The sequence below is a fragment of the Cobetia sp. ICG0124 genome (assembly GCF_004006355.1).
Classification (GTDB): Bacteria; Pseudomonadota; Gammaproteobacteria; order Pseudomonadales; family Halomonadaceae; genus Cobetia; species Cobetia marina.
This window is the reverse complement of sequence record NZ_CP024893.1, coordinates 3,252,381-3,273,614: the sequence shown is the minus strand read 5'-3', so window position 1 is coordinate 3,273,614 and position 21,234 is coordinate 3,252,381. Positions and strand designations below refer to the sequence as shown.

General features: G+C 62.8%; 22 protein-coding genes and 2 pseudogenes. 21 read left to right on the top strand and 3 right to left on the bottom strand.

Annotation, left to right across the window (positions count from 1 at the left end; genetic code table 11):
- Positions 1–190: 190 nt before the first annotated feature.
- The 11 genes and pseudogenes from CU110_RS15330 to CU110_RS15280 all read left to right on the top strand — a co-directional run bounded on the left by CU110_RS15330 (position 191) and on the right by CU110_RS15280 (position 8,096).
- Entirely contained in the window at positions 191–610 is a 420-nt protein-coding gene (locus tag CU110_RS15330) for a rhodanese-like domain-containing protein (protein WP_077379673.1), read from the top strand.
- 64 nt (positions 611–674) lie between these two features.
- Positions 675–1,178 (top strand): protein-export chaperone SecB, encoded by a 504-nt coding sequence (gene secB, locus CU110_RS15325; protein ID WP_077379671.1) that lies wholly within the window; start codon positions 675–677, stop codon positions 1,176–1,178.
- A 42-nt stretch (positions 1,179–1,220) separates the two neighbouring features.
- A pseudogene (locus CU110_RS15320) lies at positions 1,221–1,946 on the top strand (16S rRNA (uracil(1498)-N(3))-methyltransferase); the annotation flags it as partial.
- A gap of 52 nt (positions 1,947–1,998) precedes the next feature.
- Positions 1,999–2,970, top strand: a complete 972-nt coding sequence (gene gshB / locus CU110_RS15315) for a glutathione synthase (RefSeq protein ID WP_077379666.1) — start codon at positions 1,999–2,001, stop codon at positions 2,968–2,970.
- A gap of 33 nt (positions 2,971–3,003) precedes the next feature.
- Entirely contained in the window at positions 3,004–3,909 is a 906-nt protein-coding gene (locus tag CU110_RS15310; RefSeq protein ID WP_077379664.1) for a TonB family protein, read from the top strand.
- 15 nt (positions 3,910–3,924) lie between these two features.
- Positions 3,925–4,482, top strand: a complete 558-nt coding sequence (locus CU110_RS15305) for a YqgE/AlgH family protein (RefSeq protein WP_084209530.1) — start codon at positions 3,925–3,927, stop codon at positions 4,480–4,482.
- Positions 4,475–4,930 (top strand): Holliday junction resolvase RuvX, encoded by a 456-nt coding sequence (ruvX, locus tag CU110_RS15300; protein ID WP_077379660.1) that lies wholly within the window; start codon positions 4,475–4,477, stop codon positions 4,928–4,930. Before CU110_RS15305 ends, ruvX begins: the two co-directional genes overlap by 8 nt.
- 82 nt (positions 4,931–5,012) lie before the next feature.
- Entirely contained in the window at positions 5,013–5,561 is a 549-nt protein-coding gene (pyrR, locus tag CU110_RS15295; protein WP_127736567.1) for a bifunctional pyr operon transcriptional regulator/uracil phosphoribosyltransferase PyrR, read from the top strand.
- Positions 5,558–6,610 carry an aspartate carbamoyltransferase catalytic subunit gene (locus CU110_RS15290; RefSeq protein ID WP_084209529.1) on the top strand — a complete coding sequence of 351 codons (1,053 nt, stop codon included), beginning with the start codon at positions 5,558–5,560 and terminating at the stop codon, positions 6,608–6,610. Before pyrR ends, CU110_RS15290 begins: the two co-directional genes overlap by 4 nt.
- Positions 6,607–7,872, top strand: coding sequence for a dihydroorotase (locus CU110_RS15285; RefSeq protein ID WP_084209528.1), 1,266 nt, complete (start codon positions 6,607–6,609; stop codon positions 7,870–7,872). The genes CU110_RS15290 and CU110_RS15285 overlap by 4 nt, the downstream gene beginning before the upstream one ends.
- Before the next feature lie 38 nt (positions 7,873–7,910).
- Positions 7,911–8,096, top strand: coding sequence for a tautomerase family protein (locus CU110_RS15280; RefSeq protein ID WP_084209527.1), 186 nt, complete (start codon positions 7,911–7,913; stop codon positions 8,094–8,096).
- A 5-nt stretch (positions 8,097–8,101) separates the two neighbouring features.
- Here the strand turns inward: CU110_RS15280 and serA are convergent, their stop codons facing one another.
- Positions 8,102–9,352, bottom strand: a complete 1,251-nt coding sequence (gene serA / locus CU110_RS15275; RefSeq protein WP_077379652.1) for a phosphoglycerate dehydrogenase — start codon at positions 9,350–9,352, stop codon at positions 8,102–8,104.
- A 228-nt stretch (positions 9,353–9,580) separates the two neighbouring features.
- On the opposite strand from serA, the gene xseB reads away from it, so the two are divergent.
- The 5 genes and pseudogenes from xseB to CU110_RS17400 form a co-directional block, all read left to right on the top strand.
- Complete coding sequence (gene xseB, locus CU110_RS15270; protein ID WP_077379650.1) at positions 9,581–9,865, top strand: exodeoxyribonuclease VII small subunit; 285 nt, start codon at positions 9,581–9,583, stop codon at positions 9,863–9,865.
- A gap of 84 nt (positions 9,866–9,949) precedes the next feature.
- Complete coding sequence (locus CU110_RS15265) at positions 9,950–10,795, top strand: farnesyl diphosphate synthase (RefSeq protein ID WP_240665586.1); 846 nt, start codon at positions 9,950–9,952, stop codon at positions 10,793–10,795.
- A gap of 12 nt (positions 10,796–10,807) precedes the next feature.
- Complete coding sequence (gene dxs / locus CU110_RS15260; RefSeq protein ID WP_084209526.1) at positions 10,808–12,730, top strand: 1-deoxy-D-xylulose-5-phosphate synthase; 1,923 nt, start codon at positions 10,808–10,810, stop codon at positions 12,728–12,730.
- 20 nt (positions 12,731–12,750) lie between these two features.
- Positions 12,751–13,374: a glutathione S-transferase family protein gene (locus CU110_RS15255; protein ID WP_084209525.1), complete on the top strand. Its 624-nt coding sequence runs from the start codon at positions 12,751–12,753 to the stop codon at positions 13,372–13,374.
- A 181-nt stretch (positions 13,375–13,555) separates the two neighbouring features.
- Positions 13,556–13,792 (top strand): annotated as a pseudogene (locus CU110_RS17400) (DUF4172 domain-containing protein); the annotation flags it as partial.
- Positions 13,793–14,561: 769 nt separating this feature from the next.
- On the opposite strand, the gene CU110_RS15250 reads toward CU110_RS17400, so the two are convergent.
- Entirely contained in the window at positions 14,562–15,146 is a 585-nt protein-coding gene (locus tag CU110_RS15250) for a hemolysin III family protein (RefSeq protein WP_240665421.1), read from the bottom strand.
- A 156-nt stretch (positions 15,147–15,302) separates the two neighbouring features.
- Complete coding sequence (gene ribA, locus CU110_RS15245; protein WP_077379640.1) at positions 15,303–15,938, bottom strand: GTP cyclohydrolase II; 636 nt, start codon at positions 15,936–15,938, stop codon at positions 15,303–15,305.
- A 279-nt stretch (positions 15,939–16,217) separates the two neighbouring features.
- Here ribA and hemE point away from each other — a divergent pair, with 279 nt between their 5' ends.
- The 5 genes from hemE to CU110_RS15220 all read left to right on the top strand — a co-directional run bounded on the left by hemE (position 16,218) and on the right by CU110_RS15220 (position 21,225).
- Positions 16,218–17,315 carry a uroporphyrinogen decarboxylase gene (hemE, locus tag CU110_RS15240; RefSeq protein WP_077380000.1) on the top strand — a complete coding sequence of 366 codons (1,098 nt, stop codon included), beginning with the start codon at positions 16,218–16,220 and terminating at the stop codon, positions 17,313–17,315.
- A 2-nt stretch (positions 17,316–17,317) separates the two neighbouring features.
- Positions 17,318–17,689: a VanZ family protein gene (locus CU110_RS15235; RefSeq protein WP_127736564.1), complete on the top strand. Its 372-nt coding sequence runs from the start codon at positions 17,318–17,320 to the stop codon at positions 17,687–17,689.
- A gap of 33 nt (positions 17,690–17,722) precedes the next feature.
- On the top strand, positions 17,723–18,586 hold the full coding sequence (gene speE / locus CU110_RS15230; RefSeq protein ID WP_077379636.1) for a polyamine aminopropyltransferase: 864 nt from the start codon (positions 17,723–17,725) through the stop codon (positions 18,584–18,586).
- Between the two features lie 297 nt (positions 18,587–18,883).
- Positions 18,884–19,909: an amino acid ABC transporter substrate-binding protein gene (locus CU110_RS15225; RefSeq protein ID WP_077379634.1), complete on the top strand. Its 1,026-nt coding sequence runs from the start codon at positions 18,884–18,886 to the stop codon at positions 19,907–19,909.
- A 125-nt stretch (positions 19,910–20,034) separates the two neighbouring features.
- A complete protein-coding gene (locus tag CU110_RS15220; RefSeq protein ID WP_077379632.1) occupies positions 20,035–21,225 on the top strand; it encodes an amino acid ABC transporter permease in 1,191 nt (396 codons plus the stop codon).
- Positions 21,226–21,234 lie beyond the last annotated feature (9 nt).

Genomic DNA, 21,234 nt, shown 5'->3' with positions numbered 1-21,234 from the left:
CCTCTATTAGAGAGGCGGTAAGGTGCCGAGTGCAAGTGCTGGAAGCGTATCGGCAAGATTGGATTCCCCTATCGGGCATTCATGACAGGGGCTGTCATGTATAATGCTGGCTCCGTTACCTCGGGTAGCGGTCTATTTCCTTTGCCGCGTACGTACCGGCATGCACGTCACAGCGGAGTTAGCCCGTCTCATGATCGAACAGCTGCTTCAGTTCGCGCAGAATCATCCCTTGCTGGTGGGCGCCTTCGTCGCCCTGCTGGTCGCCCTCATCGTCATGGAAACCATGCGTGGCAACCACGGGGTCAGCGTCAGCGAGGCCACGCGACTGGTCAATCGCGAAGAGGGTGTCTTCATCGACATCCGCGACAGCAAGGAATACAAGGCCGGCCACATCGCCGGTGCCGTCAATGTTCCCAGCAGTCAGCTTGCCAGCGCGACCACGCCGCTGGACAAGTACAAGGACCGTCCGGTGATCATCGTCTGCAAGCATGGTCAGACCGCTGGACCGCTGGTGGCGCGCCTGGAGAAGGCCGGCTTCAAGCAGGCGGTCAAGCTCAAGGGTGGCATGGGTCAGTGGGAAGCCGACAGTCTGCCGGTCGTGACTCGCTGAGCGACCTGCGGGAAGCAGGCCGATGGCCCAACAATAATTCTCCGTACATTCAAGGATATGTCTCATGGCTGAAGAACAGAACGCACAGGCGGCACAGGGTGCCGAACAGGCTCAGGATCAGCTCCAGTTCGCCCTGCAGCGCATCTATGTGAAGGACGTGTCCTTCGAAGCGCCGAATTCTCCGGCGGTCTTCTCCCAGCCGTTCCAGCCGAAGGTCAGCCTGGAACTGGATACCGAGCACCAGCAGGTCGGTGAAGAGCTCTTCGAGGTGTCCATCAAGGTCACCGCCCAGGTCTCCAACGGTGAAGACCAGACCACCGCCTTCCTGGCCGAGGTCGAGCAGGCCGGTCTGTTCCGCATCGCCGGTCTGTCCGCCGAGCAGCTGGATCACACCCTGGGGGCCTTCTGCCCGAACGTGCTGTTCCCGTACGCGCGTGAAGCCGTCGACAATCTGGTCAACCGCGGCAGCTTCCCTCCGCTGATGCTGGCACCGGTCAACTTCGAAGCCATGTACGCTCAGCGCAAGCAGCGTGAAGCGCAACAGGCGGGTGAAGCCACCGCTCACTGATCCGTGAGACGGCCAGCAATGGCCGTGAGATGGCAATGACCCATGGCCATTCGTCTGCACTGTCCCGATCTTGATCTCCATGTCAGCGCCGGGGCGACCTTTGCACTGCCCGAGGGGCCTGCACGCCATCTCGGTCTGGTGTTGCGGGCCCGGGTGGGCAGCGAAGCACAGCTGTTCGATGGGCACGGGCAGGAAGTGCGCGTGTCGCTCGAGGAGGTGTCCCGCAAGGGGGTCAGCGTGCGGGTGATCGAGGCGGTCGCCAATGACAGCGAGTCGCCACTGGCAGTGCATCTGGGCCAGGCGATCTCCAAGGGCGATCGCATGGATTACGCCATCCAGAAGGCCTGTGAGCTCGGGGTCGCTGCCATCACCCCGCTTTACACCGCGCGTGGCGACGTCAAGCTCAAGGGCGAGCGCGCCGACAAGAAACTCGCGCATTGGCAGGGCGTGGCGGCAAGCGCCTGTGAGCAGTGCGGTCGCAGCGTGGTGCCGGTGGTGCATGCGCCGATTCCCATGGCCCAGTGGCTGGATGAGCGCGATGAGCCACTTCGCCTGATATTGCAGCCGGGCGGTGCCGAGGCGCTGAATGCCGCCGAGAGCGAGGGCGGCGTGACGCGTGCCAGCCTGCTGATCGGCCCTGAGGGCGGCTTCACGCCGGAAGAAGTCACCCAGGCGGCTGGCGCGGGGTGTGACGTCCTGGGGCTGGGCCCACGGATACTGCGTACCGAGACGGCGCCGGTGGTCGCGCTGACGCTGTTGCAGCAGCGCTTCGGCGATCTGCCGCGCTCTGGGTCGGCAGTGTCGTCAGAAGGTTGCCTCGATGACTGCTCGCAAGCTCAAGATCGGCGTGGTGATGGACCCGATGTCCAGCGTCACCTACAAGAAGGACACCACCCTGGCCATGCTGTGGGCCGCCGCCCAGCGTGGCTGGTCGTTGCATTACCTGGAGCAGGAAGATCTCTATCTCGAGAATGGCCGTGCGATGGGACGGATGCGGGATCTCGAGGTCTATCGGGATCCTGATCACTTCTATCAGCTGGGCGAGGTCGTCGCGACGCCGCTGGCCGAGCTTGACGTGATTCTGATGCGCAAGGACCCGCCCGTCGACGAGCACTTCCTGAACGCGGTCCACCTGCTGGGCTTCGCCGAACGTGAAGGCGTGCTGGTCGTCAACCCGACGGCCGCGCTGTTGACCTGCAACGAGAAGCTGTTCGCGCAGCAGTTCACCCAGTGCATTCCGCCGACGACCGTCTCGGCCAATGACAAGGTGTTGCGCGCCTTCCACGCGGAGCATGGCAATGTCATCTTCAAGCCGCTCGATGGCATGGGCGGCAGCGGTATCTTCCACGTCGCCGAAGATGGTCGCAATCTGGGATCGGTAATCGAGCAGCTGACCCTGCGTGGCCAGCGTCAGATCATGGCACAGCGTTACGTGCCGGAGATCAGTGCCGGCGATACCCGCATCCTGCTGGTCGATGGTGAGCCGGTGCCGTTCGGTCTGGCGCGCATTCCCAGCGCCGGAGAAACGCGTGGCAATCTGGCGGCTGGAGGACGTGGTGAGTCGCGTGAGCTGACGGATCGCGATTACTGGCTGGTCGAGCAGGTCAAGCCGGTGGTGAAGTCGCTGGGACTGATGTTCGTCGGTCTGGACGTGATCGGGGATTACATCACCGAGATCAACGTCACCAGCCCGACCTGCGTGCGTGAAATCGATGACCAGCGCGGTACGGACATCGCCGGGCTGCTGATGGATGCCATCGAGGCACGCCTCACGGCGCAGCAGTCCGCTTGATTGCCGTCGGGTTTCGCAGACAGGGAGTGGGGCATGGCAGCACCCGTCGAGTGGTGGGGAGTCAACCATAGCGTGACCGATCCGATCACCTACGTGCCGGTGACCCGGATGCATCGTCGCGTGGTGGCCTGGGGCGCGGCACTGGGGGTGCATGCGGTGGTCGGCTGGTGGCTGCTGGGGAGTGGCCTGATGGTGCCTCCTCAGGTGCCGCCATTGCCTGACCCGGTGATGCTCGACGTCACGCTGGTCAGCCAGGCCAGCTCACGTGCCGTCACATCGGATGTCGTCGCCGAGCAGGATCAGCAGGCCAGTGGAAGCGGGCGTGAGGCGGCGGTGCAAGCCGGGCCAGCCAGTCAGACGCCCCCCCGGGCGGGTGAGCAGAGAGCTCCCGTCAGCGGCGAGGCCCCGGTGCCCGAGGCAGCTGCCGTGCCCCTGGTGTTGCCGGAGCGCATCCCGGAGGTCATCGCGACCCGCAATGATTCGCCACAGCAGGTCTCGCATTCCGAGATCCTGCCGGATACGCCGGACAATGAGCAGGAAGCCATCGAGCAGGATGTCGGGGCGATCCAGGCCTCGGGCCAGACCCGCGAGGTGGCCGGTGATGTGGCCTCGCGCAAGGCGGCCCGCGCCTCGGCGCGGGCTCGCTACATCAATGACTGGACCGGCACGGTGCAGTCCTTCGGCAATCTCCACTATCCCGCGCCCGCCAATCTGAGCGGGGAGCTGCGCATTCGTGCCGTCGTGTTGCCCAGCGGTCAGCTTGAGTACGCGGAAGTGTTACAATCCTCGGGACATGCCGAGCTCGACCAGGCGGCTCTGGATACGGTCTATGGCGCGGCCCCCTATGCTCCCTTCGATGAGAGTCTCAGGGGCATGAGCCAACTGACCATCACCCGCATCTGGCGATTCGGCCCCGGCAACGATTCTGGCGCGCCCTGACGCCTCGGGAGGACCATGCAAAGTCTGCGAGACCATTTCCTGCTGGCGATGCCTCATCTCGATGATGACAACTTTTCCGGCTCGCTGAGTTACCTCTGTGATCACGATGAAAAGGGCACCTTGGGTGTCATCGTCAACAAGCCCATCAAGCTGACCATGCGTGGTCTGTTCGAGCAGCTCGAGATCGCGGCGGACAGCTGCGAGTGCCTGGAAGACGTCGTCTATTATGGCGGCCCCGTGCACAAGGACCGCGGCTTCATCCTGCACCGTGGCCAGTCCGCGGAATGGGATTCCAGCCTGCAGGTGACGGATGAGCTGGCCCTTACGACCTCGCTGGATATTCTCAAGGCGATCGCCGACAACAAGGGGCCGGAAGATTTCATGGTCTGCCTCGGCTGTGCTGGCTGGGAGCCTGACCAGCTGACGAATGAGCTCAAGGAGAACAGTTGGCTGATCGTCGAAGGCGACAGCGGCATTCTCTTTGATGCCGACAGCGAGTCGCGCCTTGATGCAGCGGCCCGCAAGCTGGGTGTCAACATGAGCCTGATGTCACGGGAGATCGGGCATGGCTGAGCGGGTCGTCAGCCGGACGGTACTGGCCTTCGATTTCGGTACGCGCCGTATCGGGGTGGCAGTGGGCACCGAGATGCTGGGCACGGCCTCACCGCTGGTGCCTCTGCACGTGCGTGACGGTATCCCGGACTGGAATGTGGTCACTCGTCTGATCGAGGAGTGGCAGCCGGATCTGTTCGTGGTGGGATTGCCACTGGAGCTGGACGGCACCGAAAGCCTGATGTGCAGCCGTGCCCGCAAGTTTGGCAAGCGTCTGTACGGCCGATATGGCAAGCCGCTGGAGATGTGGGATGAGCGTGGTTCCACCAAGGCGGCCAAGGGGCTGGCACGTGAACGCGGTCACCGCGGCAACTATCGTGATGATGGCGTGGATGGCCTCGCCGCTCAGCTGATACTCGAGAGCTGGTTTGCAAGCCAGCGAGGCGAGGGCGACCTTGTCGGTTACTGAATACCCCACCCGCTTCCTTCACGGAAGCGGGTTTTTTTTGTCTGTCTGCCGCCGCTGGCGGAAGTATGAGGATGCGATACCCATGCAACATTCCGAGGTACACGACGACCACGAGACGCTGCCCGATGTGGAAGCGCTTCTCGAGGCGATGACCGAAGAGCTCGAGTTGTTGTTCGAGCGTCGTGAGATCGAGCGTGAGCGGCTGATTCCTGTCGGCATTCATACCGGCGGGGTATGGATTGCCCAGGCACTGCGTGAGCGTCTGGGGCTCAGCGAAGCGTTGGCGACGCTGGACATCGGTTTCTGGCGAGATGATTTCGGGCACAAGGGGTTGCCGGACGCCGGCAAGGGCTCACAGCTGCCGGATATCGAGAATCGCGATCTTCTGCTGGTCGACGATGTGTTGATGAGTGGTCGCACCGTGCGTGCTGCGCTCAATGAACTGTTCGATTACGGGCGTCCACGACGCGTATTGCTGGCCTGTCTGCTGGAGCTGCCGGGGCGTGAACTGCCGGTTCAGCCGGATGCGCTGGGCGCCAGTCTGGCCCTGGCGCCCGGCAAGCGCATCAAGCTGGAAGGGCCGGATGCCTTGCGTCTGACGTTGGTGGATACCGGGGAGAGTGCGGCATGAACCTGTTCGATCTCACCCAGGCCAGCGCAGAGGTGCGTGCGGCCTCCCCGTCCCAGGTCCAGCTTGACGAGCAGGGGCGTATGCGCCACTTCCTGGATATCGAAGGCTTGCCGCGTGCAGTCCTGACCGAGATTCTCGACACGGCGGATCACTTCCGCGGCATCGGTGATGCCGAGGTCAAGAAGGTGCCTCTGCTGCGGGGGCGTACGGTGGCCAATCTGTTCTTCGAGAACTCCACGCGTACCCGGGCCACCTTCGAGCTCGCCGCCAAGCGCCTGTCGGCGGATGTGCTCAACCTGGACATCAAGACGTCTTCCGCAGCCAAGGGCGAGTCACTGATGGACACGCTGGTCAATCTCGAGGCCATGCAGGCGGATGCCTTCGTGGTGCGCCATGGTGACTCGGGCGCGGCGCACTTTATCGCCAGCCAGATCACGCCCCATGTGGCGATCATCAACGCCGGTGACGGGCGTCATGCCCACCCGACCCAGGCGATGCTCGACATGCTGACCATTCGTCGCCACAAGGGTGATTTTGCCAACCTGCGCGTCGCCATCGTCGGTGACATCCTGCATTCGAGAGTCGCGCGCTCGCAGATTCTGGCACTCAACACCCTGGGGGCAGCCGAGGTGCGTGTCGTGGCCCCCAGGACACTGCTGCCCGTGGGCGTCGAGACATTGGGCTGCCAGGTGTTCACCGAGCTTGAAGCCGGGCTCAAGGATGTCGATGTCGTCATCATGTTGCGTCTGCAGAAGGAGCGCATGGATGGCGCGCTGCTGCCCTCGGAGTCGGAATACTATCGTCGCTACGGCCTGACCCGCGAAAGCCTCGCCCACGCGCATCCTGAGGCGGTAGTGATGCATCCGGGACCCATCAATCGAGGTGTCGAGATCGAGTCCGCCGTCGCGGATGGTCCGCGCTCGCTGATCCTCGATCAGGTCACCAATGGCATCGCCGTCCGGATGGCGGTGCTGTCGATGGCGGTATCAGGCCAGATGAAGGCGCGCGCTGAGCGCAGAAATGAACGTTCTCGAGGAGCTGGAGCATGAAACTCAGCCTCATCAATGCTCGGGTCATCGACCCCTCCAGTGGCCGCGATGGCCAGTATGACCTGCACCTCGAAGAGGGGCGTCTGGTCGCGATCGGTGCGCCACCGCGTGGCTTCGTCGCGGATGAGCAGCAGGACCTCTCGGGCAAGCTTGTCGTGCCGGCCTTCGCTGACCTGGGGGCCCATCTGCGTGATCCCGGACCGCGCTACAAGGGCAGCCTGGCCAGTGAATCGGCCGCGGCACTGGCAGGGGGATACAGCGTCATCCTGCCTCGTCCGGATACCAGTCCGGTGCTCGACAGTGCCTCTCACGTGCGCACCCTGCTTGATCGCGCTCGCGATGTGGCAGGTGTCAGGGTGGCCCCCCTGGGAGCGCTGACCCAGGGGCTGGAAGGGGAGCTGCTCGCCAACATGGCCGCACTCAAGTCCGCCGGTTGTGTCGCCTTGACCAACCTGCGCAGGCCGATCCGTGATCTTGGTGTGCTGCGACGTTGTCTGGAATATGCACGCACCTTCGATATCACGGTGGTCTTCCAGGCACAGGAAGCCACCTTGGCGGGGCAGGGGTGCGCGCACGAGGGGGCCATCGCGTCACGCCTCGGATTGGCAGGAATTCCCGAATCGGCAGAGACCATCGCGCTGACCCAATGGCTGCTGCTGATCGAGCAGACCGGCGTGAGGGCGCATGTCTCGCTGCTTTCCAGTGCTCGCGCGGTGGAGCTGGTGCGTGATGCCAAGGCCCGAGGGCTGGATATCACCGCGGATGTCTCGATCGCCCAGTTGCATTGGACCGATGAGCAGCTGGAAGGCTTTGATGCCAACTTCCATCTTCAGCCGCCTCTGCGCAGTGCCGACGATCGTGAGGCACTTCGTGCCGCTGTCGCCGATGGCACCATCGATGCGATCGTCAGTGACCACCTGCCACATGAGGCGGCCGCGAAATGTGCGCCTTTCGCGGTCTCCGAGCCCGGCATGACCAGTCTGGAAACCGTGCTGCCGCTTGGGCTGGCGCTGGTCAAGGCCGAGATGATCAAGCTGCCGCGCCTGATCGAGACCCTGACGTTCAGCGCCCGGCGCTTCGGGCTCAAGGGGGGCATGCTGAAGGAAGGTGAGTATTGTGATCTCGCGGTGATTGATATGGAGCAGAAATGGCGTGTCTCCAGCGAGACGCTGGCAAGTGCTGGACATAATACGCCACTGCTCGGCATGCAGTTGACCGGGCGTGTCGAACGCGTGCTGTTGGGCGATACGCGCTACGCTTGAAAGATGTTTCACGTGGAACATATAAGGAAGTCGAAAGCATGCCCATGATTCGTGCGGAATTCATCAGTGGCAAGACAGAGGCACAGAAACGGGAACTGGTCGAAGCCTTGACCTGTGAGACAGCTCGCGTACTGGAGGTGCGCAAGGAGTCGGTATGGATCGTACTGCAGGAAGTCGAGCCGGAAAACTGGGCGGTTGCGGGTACGCCATTGTCAGACCGCTGACGGATTCACCCTTCGAAATCAGCTTCCGAGTAGAGAGTACGAATGCGCAGCGTATGGTCGACGGTCTTGAGGGCCTCGAGTGCCTTCTTGCCGTAGGCCTTGTCGACATCGATGACCACATAACCGACGGTATTGTTGGTCTGCAGGTACTGGCCGGAAATGTTGATGCCTTCCTCGGACAGTACGCGGTTGATGTGAGACATCACGCCCGGCACGTTGTCGTGGATGTGCAGCAGACGGTGCTTCTCCGGGTGGGCCGGCAGCGCGACCTCCGGGAAGTTGACGGAGCCGATGGTGGTGCCGTTGTCGGAGTAGGTCACCAGCTTCTCCGCCACTTCCACGCCAATGTTTTCCTGAGCTTCCATGGTGGAACCACCCACGTGCGGCGTCAGAATGACATTGTCGAACTCGCGAAGCGGGGAGACGAACTCTTCACCATTGCCTTTCGGTTCGACCGGGAAGACGTCGATGGCCGCGCCCAGCAGCTTGCCGCTGGAGAGGGCTTCGGCGAGGTCCTCAATCACCACGGTGGTACCGCGAGCGGCGTTGATGAAGACACTGTTCTGCTTCATCAGCGCGAACTGCTGCTTGCCCATCATCCACTTGGTGGAGGGGATTTCCGGGACGTGCAGGGTGACGATGTCAGCGCGCGCCAGCAGTTCTTCCAGGCTTGCCACCTGGCGGGCATTGCCCATGCCCAGCTTGGTGACCGCATCATAGTAGATGACATCCAGACCGAGAGATTCGCTCAGTACGGACAGCTGCGAGCCGATGCTGCCGTAGCCGACGATGCCCAGTGTCTTGCCCCGGACTTCATGGCTGTTCTTGGCAGTTTTCATCCACTGGCCACGGTGCGCCTTGGCGCTCTTTTCCGGCACGCCACGCATCAGCATGATCGCTTCTGCCAGTACCAGCTCGGCGACGGAGCGGGTATTGGAGTAGGGCGCATTGAAGACCGGGATGCCGCGCTTGAGTGCAGCTTCCAGATCGACCTGATTGGTGCCGATGCAGAAGCAGCCGATGGCGGTGAGCTTCTCGGCAGCGCTGATCACGCGCTCGTTGAGCTGGGTGCGGGAGCGGATGCCGATGAAGTGCACATCACGGATCTTCTCGATCAGTTCGTCCTCGGCGAGCGAGGTCTGAAGCAGCTCGATGTTGGTGTAACCCGCGTTGAGGAAGTTATCCACGGCGGATTGGTGGACACCCTCGAGCAATAGAATCTTGATCTTGCTCTTGTCCAGGGACGTCTTGGCCATTGTCGAATCAACCCTCTCGCCGGTCATGCCGACGTTTCTGTTCGTTTGGTCTTTTTCATGTCCTGCTGGCGTGTCACGCCTTTAGAAAATGCCAGAAAAACAGCGGGGCGTGCTGTCAACAGGGGGGCAAAGAATATCACAGCTGGTGCGGGCCCCGGTTGAAATGTCCAATCGGTCAGCATGAAAAATGCACAGCGGTTCAGCCCGGTCTGATCAGCGAGAGCACTCATGGCCGAACAGGAAGCGCCGCAGGATTTCGCCGCCACCCTTGCGCGTCTCGAGGGATTGGTGACGCAACTGGAAGCCGGCGACATGTCGCTGGAAGCGTCATTGGGCGCTTTCGAGGAGGGAGTGCGTCTGGCGCGTGAAGCACAACGACGGCTCGACGACGCCGAGCTGCGTCTGCAGGCCTTGGTCGAAGGGCCTGATGGCACGCTGGTGTCCACTGCATTCGAAGCGCCCGAGATGCCCGGCAGTTCCGTCGGCGCAGGGGATGAGGAGAACGATTGGTGATGTCAGGTGCATCGACGACGCAAGCCATGCCGTCCGCCGCAGGCAAGCGAATTGATTCGTGGTGGGCAGGCGCGTAGCGAGGCCGTGCTCGAGGCATTGCTCAGTCCAGCGGGGGCGGCGGTCAGTGATCGGCTGGAAGAGGCCATGCGTTACAGCGTGCTGGGAGGTGGCAAGCGACTGCGGCCTGTCCTGCTGTACGCTGCCGGACGTGCGCTGGGAGGCGATGAGGACGAGGCAGGGCGTGCAGCGCTGGATGCCACTGCGGCCGCTCTGGAGCTTGTCCATGCCTATTCACTGGTTCACGATGACCTGCCGGCGATGGATGACGACGACCTGCGCCGTGGCCAGCCCACCGTCCATCGCGCCTTCGATGAGGCGACCGCGATTCTGGCGGGCGATGCCCTGCTGAGCCTGGCCTTCGAGGTCATTGCCGATACCGCACATGCGAGAACGCCAGCCCTGATACGCACCCTCGCGGAGGCTTCCGGTCGACGTGGCATGGTGGCGGGGCAGGCGCTGGATCTCGAGGCGGTGGGGCAGTTCCGAGAGGTCGAGGCGCTGTCACGCATGCACGCCTACAAGACTGGCGCGCTGATTCGCTCGGCTGTTCGTCTTGGCGGGCTGGTGGCGGTCGAGGAATCGGATTCGCGTCTTGAGGCTCTCGAGCGCTACGCTTCTGCCATCGGCCTGGCTTTCCAGATTCAGGATGACATCCTGGATGTGACCGGCGATACCGCCACGCTGGGCAAGACTGCCGGTGCGGATGCTGCACGCGACAAGCCGACCTACCCGTCATTGCTTGGCCTGGAAGGAGCCCGAACCCGGGCAGGTCAGTTATTGGACGAGGCCCTGGATGCCCTGGCACCGCTGGGAGAGGCCGCAGAGCCTCTCGCGGTGCTGGCGCGCTACATGATCGAGCGAGACCACTGATTCCTGACGCCTATGAAGCTGTTTGACGAGATACCTGAGGCGCGCCCCGCGACGCCATTGCTCGATGCGGTCGAGACACCAGACGCACTGCGGGCCATGAGTCCGGCACAGCTGCGCCAGCTGGCCGATGAATTGCGCGCCTTCCTGCTTTACAGCGTCGGCTGCACCGGGGGGCACTTCGGTGCCGGCCTCGGTGTCGTCGAGCTGACGGTTGCCCTGCATCATGCGCTGGAAACCCCGCGTGATCGCCTGGTATGGGATGTCGGTCATCAGGCCTATCCCCACAAGATCCTGACCGGCCGGCGCGACGCCATGCACAGCATGCGTCAATACAACGGCCTGTCTGCCTTCCCCAAGCGCGCCGAGAGTGACTACGACACCTTCGGGGTGGGACATTCCAGCACCTCGATCAGCGCCGCGCTGGGCATGGCACTGGGCGCGCGTACCGCGGGAGAATCCCGTCGCGCCTGTGCGGTGATCGGTGATGGCGCCCTGACGGCCGGCATGGCCTTCGAGGCGCTGGCGCATGCCGGGCACGTCAAGGCCAACCTGCTGGTCGTGCTCAACGACAACGAGATGTCGATCTCGGAAAATGTCGGCGGTCTGGCGAGCTATCTGGCGCGTATCCTGGCCAGCAAGCCCTATACCCAGATGCGCGCCAACGGCAAGAAGCTGCTGTCGCCGCTCCCGGGGGCGCTGGAGCTTGCCAAGCGTACCGAAGAGCACATGAAGGGCTTCATCAGTCCGGCGACGTTGTTCGAGGAGATGGGCTTCAATTACATCGGTCCCATCGATGGGCATGATCTGCCGACGCTGGTCCAGACACTGCGCAACATGCGCGATCTCGAGGGCCCGCAGTTCCTGCATGTGGTGACGCGCAAGGGCAAGGGCTTCCTGCCGGCCGAGCGCGACCCCATCGGCTACCACGCGATCACCAAGCTGGAGAAGGCCTCGTCGGAGCAGGCACGGCAGGCGCCTTCCGTGACGGATGCACCGGCACCCAGGCCGCAGAAGTACTGCAGCGTCTTCGGCAACTGGATCTGTGATGCCGCCGCGGCTGACCCTCGTGTCATCGGTGTCACGCCTGCCATGCGGGAAGGCTCGGATCTGGTGCGTTTCTCGAAGGAATATCCTGATCGCTACTACGATGTCGCCATCGCGGAGCAGCATGCCGTGACGGTGGCGGCCGGCATGGCCTGTGAAGGCATGAAGCCGGTGGTGGCGATCTATTCCACCTTCCTGCAGCGTGGCTATGATCAGTTGATCCATGATGTCGCGGTACAGAAGCTGGATGTCACCTTTGCCATCGATCGCGCGGGACTGGTGGGTGAGGATGGACCGACCCACCACGGCAGCCTCGACATGTCCTTCCTGCGTTGCGTGCCGGAGCTGGTGGTGATGGCGCCGGCGGACGAGAGCGAGTGTCGTGGCATGTTGAGTGCGGCGCTGGCACATCCCGGTCCGGCGGCCGTGCGTTATCCGCGTGGCACCGGACCCGGCGTCGCCACGGGCCATGACCTGACGCCATTGACGATCGGCAAGGGCGAATATCGTCGTCGCATCAGTGCCAGTCCCGACGTGCGTATTGCCATCGTTGCCGTAGGCAGCATGAACACGCCGGTGGCGGAGGTCGCCGAGGCACTGGACGCGACCCACTTCAATCTGCGCTCCATCAAGCCGCTGGATCGCGAGGCCCTGCTGGAGATTGCCGACGAGCATGATCTGGTCGTCACGGTGGAAGAGAATGCCGTGGCAGGCGGTGCGGGTGCCGGCGTGGCAGAGCTCTACCTGAATGCTGGTCTCGCGCAGCCGATGCTGCTGCTGGGACTGCCGGATGACTTCGTCGAGCATGGCAAGCCGGCAGAGCTGCTGCGTGATTGCGGGCTGGATGCGGCTGGCATTCGCGCCAGTATCGAAGGGCGTCTCGCACGCTGAGCCAAGGAACGCCCGCCACGATGCTGACTCTCTACAGCTACCCCAATTCCCGCTCACTGCGCGTCGCCTGGACGCTGGAAGAGCTGGAACTCGACTATCGGATCCACAGCCTCGATCTCAAGGCGGGAGAAGGACGCAGCCCCGAGTATCTGGCCATTCATCCCGACGGCAAGGCGCCCGCCATCGTCGAGGGGGAATTGGTACTGTTTGAATCCAGTGCCATCTGTCGCTATCTCGCCGCCCGTGAAGGCCGCCTGATACCGTCTTCGCTGGAAGGTCAGGCGCAGCTAGACCAGTGGCTTAGCTTTCTGACCACCGAACTTGAGCAGCCGCTGTGGACGCTGGCCAAGCACACCTTCGCATTGCCGGAAGAACGACGCTGTGGAGACGTGAAGCAGACCGCGCAGTGGGAATTCCAGCGTGCATTGGGAGCGCTCCAGCGCCGCTTCGAGGGACAGGGCTGGTTGTTGGGCGACGACTTCACCCTCGCTGATCTTTTCCTCGCTCAGGTATTGGGCTGGGCCCACAAGGCGCAGCAGCCGATCCCCTCGTCGCTTGCGCGCTGGATGCAGGAAGCTCTTGCGCGCCCGGCCTGCGCACGGGCGCGTGAGCGTGAGGCCCAGGCTGCCGCCAATCGCCCCTGACACCTCTGAAAGCTCGCACAAGCGCCAAGGCGCCACCCTGATATCAGGGTGGCGCCTTTTTTGTTTCCAGGCCTCAGGCGGGCTCTCCGGGCGTTTCGCATCATTTATTGATTCGATATATCGTTAATTGCGAATCCTCGTGGTATGATTTGCACAGAAACCTCAATGGGGATAACGACTTATGTGGATCTGGCAGCAGCCTGACTGGCCGCAGGGACGACTGGCGATCACGCCTCTGTTGAGCGAGATGAGCGCAACGCAGGCGGTGATGTCACCGTTGGTGGCGCAAGGGCAGCAATTGAAGGCTCGCCAACGTCTGCGCCTCGAAGCCACCTTGCTCAGTGAAGAGATGGAGGCCTGTGCCCGCCTGTCCGGCGTGGTATTTGGCAGGGCCGCATTGCGCGATGCCCTTTACCAGGCATTGGGGCTGGAATCCGGACAGCTGGAAGCGCCTCGTGGGCAGGTGCCGGGGATTGATGTCTTCGTGGATGTCATGCTCGAAGTGGTGCGGACGGCCTTCCAGCCGCTGGCGCGTGAGCAGGTACTGGAATGGCATCGCCGGGTGGGCCCCTTCCTGCCGCGCAGCAGTGGTCAGCGTCTCGGTGAATGGCGTGATGGGCCCCATGAAGCGGTCAGCGGACGTTATGGCCTCAAGCGATTGCGCTACCGAGCGCCTGGCATGACCGGTGATGAACTTGCGGATGAGCTGGAGCGTTTCTGGCAGCGTCTGGAAGAGGAGGAGCCGGAGGCTGGCAATCCCGGAGTGATCAACGCCCTCAGGCTGCATGCCCACTGGCAGGCGCTCTCACCACTGGCGCTGGGCAACGGGTTGATCGGACGCTTGCTGCTGACTCGCTGGTTGACGCGCGTCGATACGCTGGCGGCATTGCAGCAGCAGGGAGAGTGGACGGGGCAGGTGGCGAAACACTGGGAAGCAGAGGCGTTGGAGCAGCTCTGCTGGCGTCGCCAGACATTGTTCACGGTGGTGGCGGAGCGTCAGGAGGAGCTGCGTGAGCTCGAACAGCATTGTCTTGGTACGCCGGGCACCTCGCCGAGTGGGCAAGCGCTTCCACCTGAGCTCAACCGTGCCTTGAATGGCGATGCGGCCGATGAGGTGCCCTTGAAAGCGGAAACATCGCGAAAAAAAGCGGGAAGGGTCATGACGACCTTTCCCGCTTTTTTTCGTGTCAGACCTCATACGGCAGCACACCTGTGTAGATCGCGAAGAAGTGGCAGGTGCTGCCGCCGAGCACGAACAGATGCCAGATGGCGTGGTGATAGCGCAGGCGTGTCATCAGGAAGAAGATGACGCCCAGAGTATAGGTGATGCCTCCGGCCACCAGCAGGATGAGCCCCGTCTCGGAGAGCTGCTCGACCAGCAGGGGTGACGCGAACACGATCAGCCAGCCCATCAATAGATAGACGGTGACGCGCAGCGCACTGAAACGCGCTGGCCAGCGCAGCTTGAGAAAGATGCCGCCCAGCGCGAGGGACCAGATGATGGCAAACAGTGTCCAGCCTGTCGGACCCCGCAGATTGACCAGCAGAAAGGGGGTATAGGTGCCAGCGATGAGCAGATAGATGGCGCAGTGGTCCATCAACTGGAAAGCGGACTTGAGGCGTGGGTGGCGGATGCCATGATAGAGCGTCGAGGCAGCGTAGAGCGCGACCAGGGTGATGCCATAGAGGCTGATGCTGATGATCTTCCAGGGATCGGCCTCTGCCGCCAGACAGGCCATCACGATCAGCACCACGGTGCCGATGAGTCCCATGACAGCGCCGAGACCGTGGCTGGCACTATGTAGCCATTCTTCAAACCGGGTATAGAGAGGGTGAGGGAGAGGGTGAGGGCTTGCGCATGGTGATGTCTCCGGCGCGGATTCCTCTCAAGCCTACTCTCTATAGGATGACGCCGTCATGTCACGCTCCTACTCGCTGCGCTCGATATCCACGTCGCTGGCGTGGGTGAAGTCATCGAGTGCCATCATGTGGCCAAGCTTGCCGGCCTTGGTCGAGAGGTATTGCTCGTTGTGCGGGTTCAGACCGGTGGTGATCGGCTGACGCTCGCTGATGGTGACGCCATCGCGGGTGAGCGCATCGACCTTGCGCGGGTTGTTGGTCATCAGCTTGAGGGTGCTGACCCCGAGATGCTCCAGCATCGGGACGCAGATATCGTAGCGGCGCATGTCAGCGCCGAAGCCCAGGCGCTCATTGGCTTCGACGGTATCGGCACCGCCATCCTGCAGCTCATAGGCGCGAATCTTGTTGAGCAGGCCGATGCCGCGCCCTTCCTGACGCAGGTAGAGCAGCACGCCACGCCCTTCGGCGGCAATGCGCTTGAGCGCTTCCTGCAGCTGATAGCCGCAGTCACAGCGCATGGAGAAGAGGGCGTCGCCGGTCAGGCACTCGGAATGCACACGGCCCAGCACCGGGGCACCGTCATCGATGTCGCCCAGGGTCAGAGCGATGTGGTCCTTGCCGGTGGTTTCGTCCTCGAAACCGTGCATGGTGAAGGTCGCCCAGGGGGTTGGCAGCCGCGAGGCGGCGATGAATCGAATGGTCACTGTTCACCTCGAACGCCCGAACAATCGCCGGGCTGAAAAAGCACGGGCATGCGGGGACTCGGCAATGTCTCGATGAGTGATTCACGTCATTGGCGGCCAGCATGCAATCATCAGGCGAGTTTACCAGTCTGAAGCGTGCGACTCATCGCCTGCGATGGAAAAGCGTTGTTGCCGACACCACCACAATGCCAATGCATTTGTTGCATCGTCGCGATGGGCGGGATTTTGCTCAGGCTCTGATAGAATGCCGGGACATTCCCGAGCTGATGTGTGATTCCGATGACCCTGAAGAATGATCGCTTCCTGCGCGCGCTGGCCCGTCAGCCGGTTGACCGTACCCCTGTCTGGATGATGCGCCAGGCGGGCCGTTATCTGCCGGAATACCGTGAAATCCGCGGTCAGGCCGGTGGCTTCATGGACCTGTGCATGGACACCGCGCGTGCCTGCGAGGTGACGCTGCAGCCGCTGGAGCGTTTCCCGCTCGATGCCGCCATTCTGTTCTCCGACATCCTGACCATCCCGGATGCCATGGGCCTCGGGCTTTACTTCGAGACAGGTGAAGGTCCGAAATTCCGCAAGACGGTGCGCACCGCCGCGGAAATCGAGGCGCTGAGCGTTCCGAACGTCGAGCGTGATCTCGATTACGTCATGCGTGCCGTCTCGACCATCCGCCGCGAGCTGAACGGTCGCGTACCGCTGATCGGTTTCTCCGGCAGTCCCTGGACGCTGGCGACCTATATGGTCGAGGGCGGTTCCAGCAAGGACTTCCGCCACGTGAAAGGCCTGATGTATTCCAGCCCGGAAGCCATGCATCAGTTGCTCGACACCCTCGCTCAGGCCGTCACCGATTACCTGAACGCCCAGATCGCGGCGGGTGCCCAGGCAGTGCAGATCTTCGATACCTGGGGCGGCACCCTGTCCACACCGGCCTATCTCGAGTTCTCGCTGCGTTACATGGAGCAGATCGTCGCTGGCCTCAAGCCTGACAGCGAAGGCAATCGCGTGCCGGTGATCCTGTTCACCAAGAATGGCGGCCAGTGGCTCGAGCACATCGCCGCCAGCGGTTGTGACGGTGTCGGGCTGGACTGGACCACCGAGATGTCGGATGCGCGCGCGCGCGTCGGCCATCGCGTGGCCTTGCAGGGCAATCTGGACCCGAATGCGCTGTTCGGCACTCCCGCCGCGATTCGTGCCGAAGTCGGCCGCATTCTCGATAGCTACGGTCAGGGGCCTGGCCACATCTTCAACCTGGGGCATGGCATCAGCCAGTTCACTGACCCGGGCAACGTCAATGCTCTGATGGACGCTCTGCATGAGCTGAGCCCCGCCTATCATCAGGATGACACCGCCAACGCCACGCCGCTGGCGCGCGATTGAGCATGACGCCGCTGGAGCAGCGCCTCGCGCCAAGGCGAGGCTGGGCGTGCGTGGCACTGTTCTGTCTGCTGCTGATCCTGTTCGGCACGCTCACGCCGGGCGAGCCTCACCCGGAGCAGACCTTCCCCTGGGACAAGCTGCAGCATTTCTCCGCCTTCGCCTTGCTGGCACTGACCACGCGGCTGGCCGGGTTGAGCAGTCTGGTCATCCTGCCCGCCTTGCTGCTGCTGGGCGTTGGCATCGAGGGGCTGCAGCTGGTGATTCCCTATCGCGGGGCAGAAGTGCTGGATGCGCTGGCGGATTTCCTCGGCATTCTTGCCGGGCTTGGCTGCCACCTGGGCGGACGTCTGATGGTGCGCCTGAGCCGCCTGTGACGGGCCGTGTGCCAGGCCTCTACCCGGGTTCTCATGACCGAACATCTCGATGGCTCCTGGTTCACCGAAATCTTCGACCGCCACGGCAGCGCCTTCTCGCTCAAGGTCAGCCACAAGCTGCATGACGAGCAGACGCCTTATCAGCACCTTGAGGTCTATGCCACCGAGACCTACGGCAATCTGATGGTGCTGGATGGCTGCGTGATGCTGACCGACCGCGACAACTTCCTCTATCACGAGATGATGTCGCATCCGGCGCTGTTCACCCACGCGGCCCCCAAGCGTGTCGTCATCATCGGGGGGGGCGACTGTGGCACCCTGCGTGAGGTGCTCAAGCACCCGGGCGTGGAGAAGGTCACCCAGATCGACATCGATCCGGCGGTCACGCGGGCTTCCGAGCAGTTCTTCCCGGCACTGGTCGAGTCCAATGATGACCCGCGTGCCGAGCTGCTGTTCGAGGATGGCGTCAAGTGGGTCGACAACTGCCCGGACGAGAGCATCGACGTGCTGATCGTCGATTCCACGGATCCGGTCGGTCCGGCGGAAGGTCTGTTCAAGACCGACTTCCTCAAGCGCTGCCACCGTATCCTCAAGCAGGGGGGGGTGATGGTGCAGCAAAGCGAGTCGCCGCTGTATCACACCGACTCCATCATCAAGGACCTGCGCAACGACATGGGCGAAGCGGGCTTCGACAGCGTCGCGACCCTGCCGTTCCCGCAGCCGGTATACCCGTCCGGCTGGTGGAGCTGCACCCTGGCGGGCAAGGGATGTGACGTGAAGTCCTTCCGTGAGGAAGACGCGGCTGCGGCCAGCTTCGCGCGCGATTTCTATACCGTGGAAGGCCATCGTGCCGCCCTGGTACTGCCTCCCTTCATGCAGCGTCTGCTGGAAGACTGAAACGGCCGTTTCGTCATGAAACGGCCGTTTTTATTTTGCACCGATATGAAGCGAACGAGGCGTCAGACGCCACTATCTGCACGCTTGTCTCGCCATATGATCGACGGTCGGCATCGGGAGGTTTGGCCGTTTTCACTGCCGTTCGGCTGTTTTTTCAGCGTTGAACGCAGCGGATCACACGATAGGCGGAAATTGGAACGGAGCTTGCTATTGTCGAGGGGTGCCATGCACAGCATTGCACCATCACCGTCTCGGGGTGTTTCCGAGCGGATTCCAGACATACGCGAGGGATTCAAGATGCATAACAACAAGAAGCCACTGCTGATCGCTAGCGCCGCCCTCCTGGCTGCCTCGGTAGCCAGTGGTGCCAGTGCCGCGACTCTGGATAGCGTCAAGGAAAAGGGCTTTGTCCAGTGTGGTGTCAGCACCGGTCTGCCGGGCTTCTCGGCGCCGGATGACGCCGGCAACTGGCAGGGCCTGGATGTCGATGTCTGCCGTGGTGTCGCGGCGGCTGTGCTGGGTGATGCCAGCAAGGTGCGCTACGTCCCGCTGACGGCCAAGGAACGCTTCACCGCGCTGCAGTCCGGTGAAATCGATGTCCTGTCGCGCAATACCACCTGGACCGCCACGCGTGACACGTCTCTGGGCCTCAACTTCGCCGGCGTGAACTATTACGACGGCCAGGGCTTCATGGTCAGCAAGGACCTGGGGGTCTCCAGTGCCAAGGAGCTGGATGGCGCGGCGGTCTGTATCCAGTCCGGTACCACCACCGAGTTGAACCTGGCGGATTATTTCCGCCTCAACGAGATGTCCTTCGAGCCGGTCGTCTTCGACACCTCCGACCAGACCGTCAAGGGCTTCGAAGCGGGCCGCTGTGACGTCCTGACCTCCGACCAGTCCCAGCTCTACGCCCTGCGCATCAAGCTCTCCGATCCGGCCTCCGCCATGGTACTGCCGGAAGTCATCTCCAAGGAGCCGCTGGGCCCCGTCGTCCGTCAGGGCGATGACCAGTGGTTCAACATCGTCAAATGGACCCTGTTCGCTCAGATCAACGCCGAAGAGATGGGTCTGACCTCCGACAACATCGAAGCCAAGAAGTCGGATACCAATCCCAATGTCGCGCGTCTGGTCGGTGCCGATGGCAACTACGGCGAAGCCATGGGGCTCCCGGCTGACTGGGCCTATCAGGTCATCAAGCAGGTGGGCAACTACGGGCAGATGTTCGAGCGCAATGTCGGCACTGGTTCCGCTCTGGGGATCGAGCGTGGTCTGAACGCGCTGTGGACCGACGGCGGCGTCCAGTACGCACCGCCCGTTCGCTGATGCCTCGGCTCGCCGGCTTGGTCTGTTCCCCGTGATCCTTTCCTCGAGTGCCGAGAGATAACTGATCTGCCGTTCGATAGGGCGGCAGGCGGAAGTCGCATAGCTTTCCGGCGGAGATTGCCTGTATGACACAACCTGCTTCTCGCCCGCCGGCCACGGTCAAGCCGCCATTCTGGCGTGACCCGGCCAAGCGAGCACTGATCTTCCAACTTCTGATGCTGGCAGGCGTGTTCGGCGTGTTGGCGATCATCGTCAGCAATACCCTGACCAACCTCGAAAGCCGTGGCATCACCACCGGCTTTGCCTTCCTGGACAACACCGCAGGCTTTGGCATTCTGCAAAGTCTGATCGACTATTCCGAGCAGTCCACCTATGGCGATACCTTCATCGTCGGTCTGCTCAACACCCTGCTGGTATCCGCACTGGGCGTCATCGCGGCCACCGTGATCGGCTTCATCATGGGGATCGCCCGTCTCTCCCCCAACTGGCTGATCTCGCGGCTGGCGGCGGTCTATATCGAAGTCTTCCGCAACATTCCCCTGCTGCTGCAGATCTTCTTCTGGTACTTCGCCGTTCTTCGCACTCTGCCGAGTCCGCGAGGTTCGCTGTCGCTGGGCGAGGCCTTCTTCCTCAACGTGCGCGGTCTGTTCGTGCCGGCACCGATCACCTCCAGCGGCTTCTCGGTGGTGATTGCCGTGTTCGTGCTGGCCGTCGTCGCCAGCGGCATCTTCAGCTACTGGAACCGCCAGCGTCAGGCCCGTACCGGTCAGCGCTTGCCGGCGGGCTGGATCTCGCTCGGCCTGATCATCGTGGCGCCGCTGCTGGCCTACTTCGCGATGGGCATGCCGCTGAGCTGGGAGCTGCCGGAACTCAAGGGCTTCAACTTCCGTGGCGGCATCACGGTCGTTCCCGAGTTCCTCGCCCTGTGGGTCGCGCTGTCGGTGTACACCGCGGCGTTCATCGCCGAGATCGTGCGTTCCGGCATCGAGGCGGTACCGCACGGCCAGACGGAGGCCTCACGGGCGCTGTCGCTGTCAGGTGGCATGACGCTGCGCCTCGTGGTGGTGCCGCAGGCACTGCGCGTCATCATCCCGCCGCTGACCAGCCAGTACCTGAACCTGATCAAGAACTCGTCGCTGGCCACGGCCATCGGCTATCCCGATCTGGTCTCGGTCTTCGCGGGTACCACGCTCAACCAGACGGGTCAGGCCATCGAGGTGATCGCCATGACGATGCTGGTGTATCTGACCATCAGTCTGCTGGTCTCCATGTTCATGAACTGGTTCAACGCCCGCATGGCGTTGGTCGAGCGCTGAGGGTCTGCC

Coding starts and splice junctions, on each gene's coding strand:
- hemE (WP_077380000.1), top strand. CDS start 16,218: ATGACCCTGAAGAATGATCGCTTCCTGCGCGCGCTGGCCCGTCAGCCG.
- speE (WP_077379636.1), top strand. CDS start 17,723: ATGACCGAACATCTCGATGGCTCCTGGTTCACCGAAATCTTCGACCGC.
- CU110_RS15235 (WP_127736564.1), top strand. CDS start 17,318: ATGACGCCGCTGGAGCAGCGCCTCGCGCCAAGGCGAGGCTGGGCGTGC.
- CU110_RS15225 (WP_077379634.1), top strand. CDS start 18,884: ATGCATAACAACAAGAAGCCACTGCTGATCGCTAGCGCCGCCCTCCTG.
- CU110_RS15220 (WP_077379632.1), top strand. CDS start 20,035: ATGACACAACCTGCTTCTCGCCCGCCGGCCACGGTCAAGCCGCCATTC.
- dxs (WP_084209526.1), top strand. CDS start 10,808: ATGAAGCTGTTTGACGAGATACCTGAGGCGCGCCCCGCGACGCCATTG.
- gshB (WP_077379666.1), top strand. CDS start 1,999: ATGACTGCTCGCAAGCTCAAGATCGGCGTGGTGATGGACCCGATGTCC.
- CU110_RS15250 (WP_240665421.1), bottom strand. CDS start 15,146: ATGGGACTCATCGGCACCGTGGTGCTGATCGTGATGGCCTGTCTGGCG.
- serA (WP_077379652.1), bottom strand. CDS start 9,352: ATGGCCAAGACGTCCCTGGACAAGAGCAAGATCAAGATTCTATTGCTC.
- CU110_RS15330 (WP_077379673.1), top strand. CDS start 191: ATGATCGAACAGCTGCTTCAGTTCGCGCAGAATCATCCCTTGCTGGTG.
- pyrR (WP_127736567.1), top strand. CDS start 5,013: ATGCAACATTCCGAGGTACACGACGACCACGAGACGCTGCCCGATGTG.
- xseB (WP_077379650.1), top strand. CDS start 9,581: ATGGCCGAACAGGAAGCGCCGCAGGATTTCGCCGCCACCCTTGCGCGT.
- CU110_RS15255 (WP_084209525.1), top strand. CDS start 12,751: ATGCTGACTCTCTACAGCTACCCCAATTCCCGCTCACTGCGCGTCGCC.
- ruvX (WP_077379660.1), top strand. CDS start 4,475: ATGGCTGAGCGGGTCGTCAGCCGGACGGTACTGGCCTTCGATTTCGGT.
- CU110_RS15310 (WP_077379664.1), top strand. CDS start 3,004: ATGGCAGCACCCGTCGAGTGGTGGGGAGTCAACCATAGCGTGACCGAT.
- CU110_RS15285 (WP_084209528.1), top strand. CDS start 6,607: ATGAAACTCAGCCTCATCAATGCTCGGGTCATCGACCCCTCCAGTGGC.
- CU110_RS15290 (WP_084209529.1), top strand. CDS start 5,558: ATGAACCTGTTCGATCTCACCCAGGCCAGCGCAGAGGTGCGTGCGGCC.
- secB (WP_077379671.1), top strand. CDS start 675: ATGGCTGAAGAACAGAACGCACAGGCGGCACAGGGTGCCGAACAGGCT.
- CU110_RS15280 (WP_084209527.1), top strand. CDS start 7,911: ATGCCCATGATTCGTGCGGAATTCATCAGTGGCAAGACAGAGGCACAG.
- CU110_RS15305 (WP_084209530.1), top strand. CDS start 3,925: ATGCAAAGTCTGCGAGACCATTTCCTGCTGGCGATGCCTCATCTCGAT.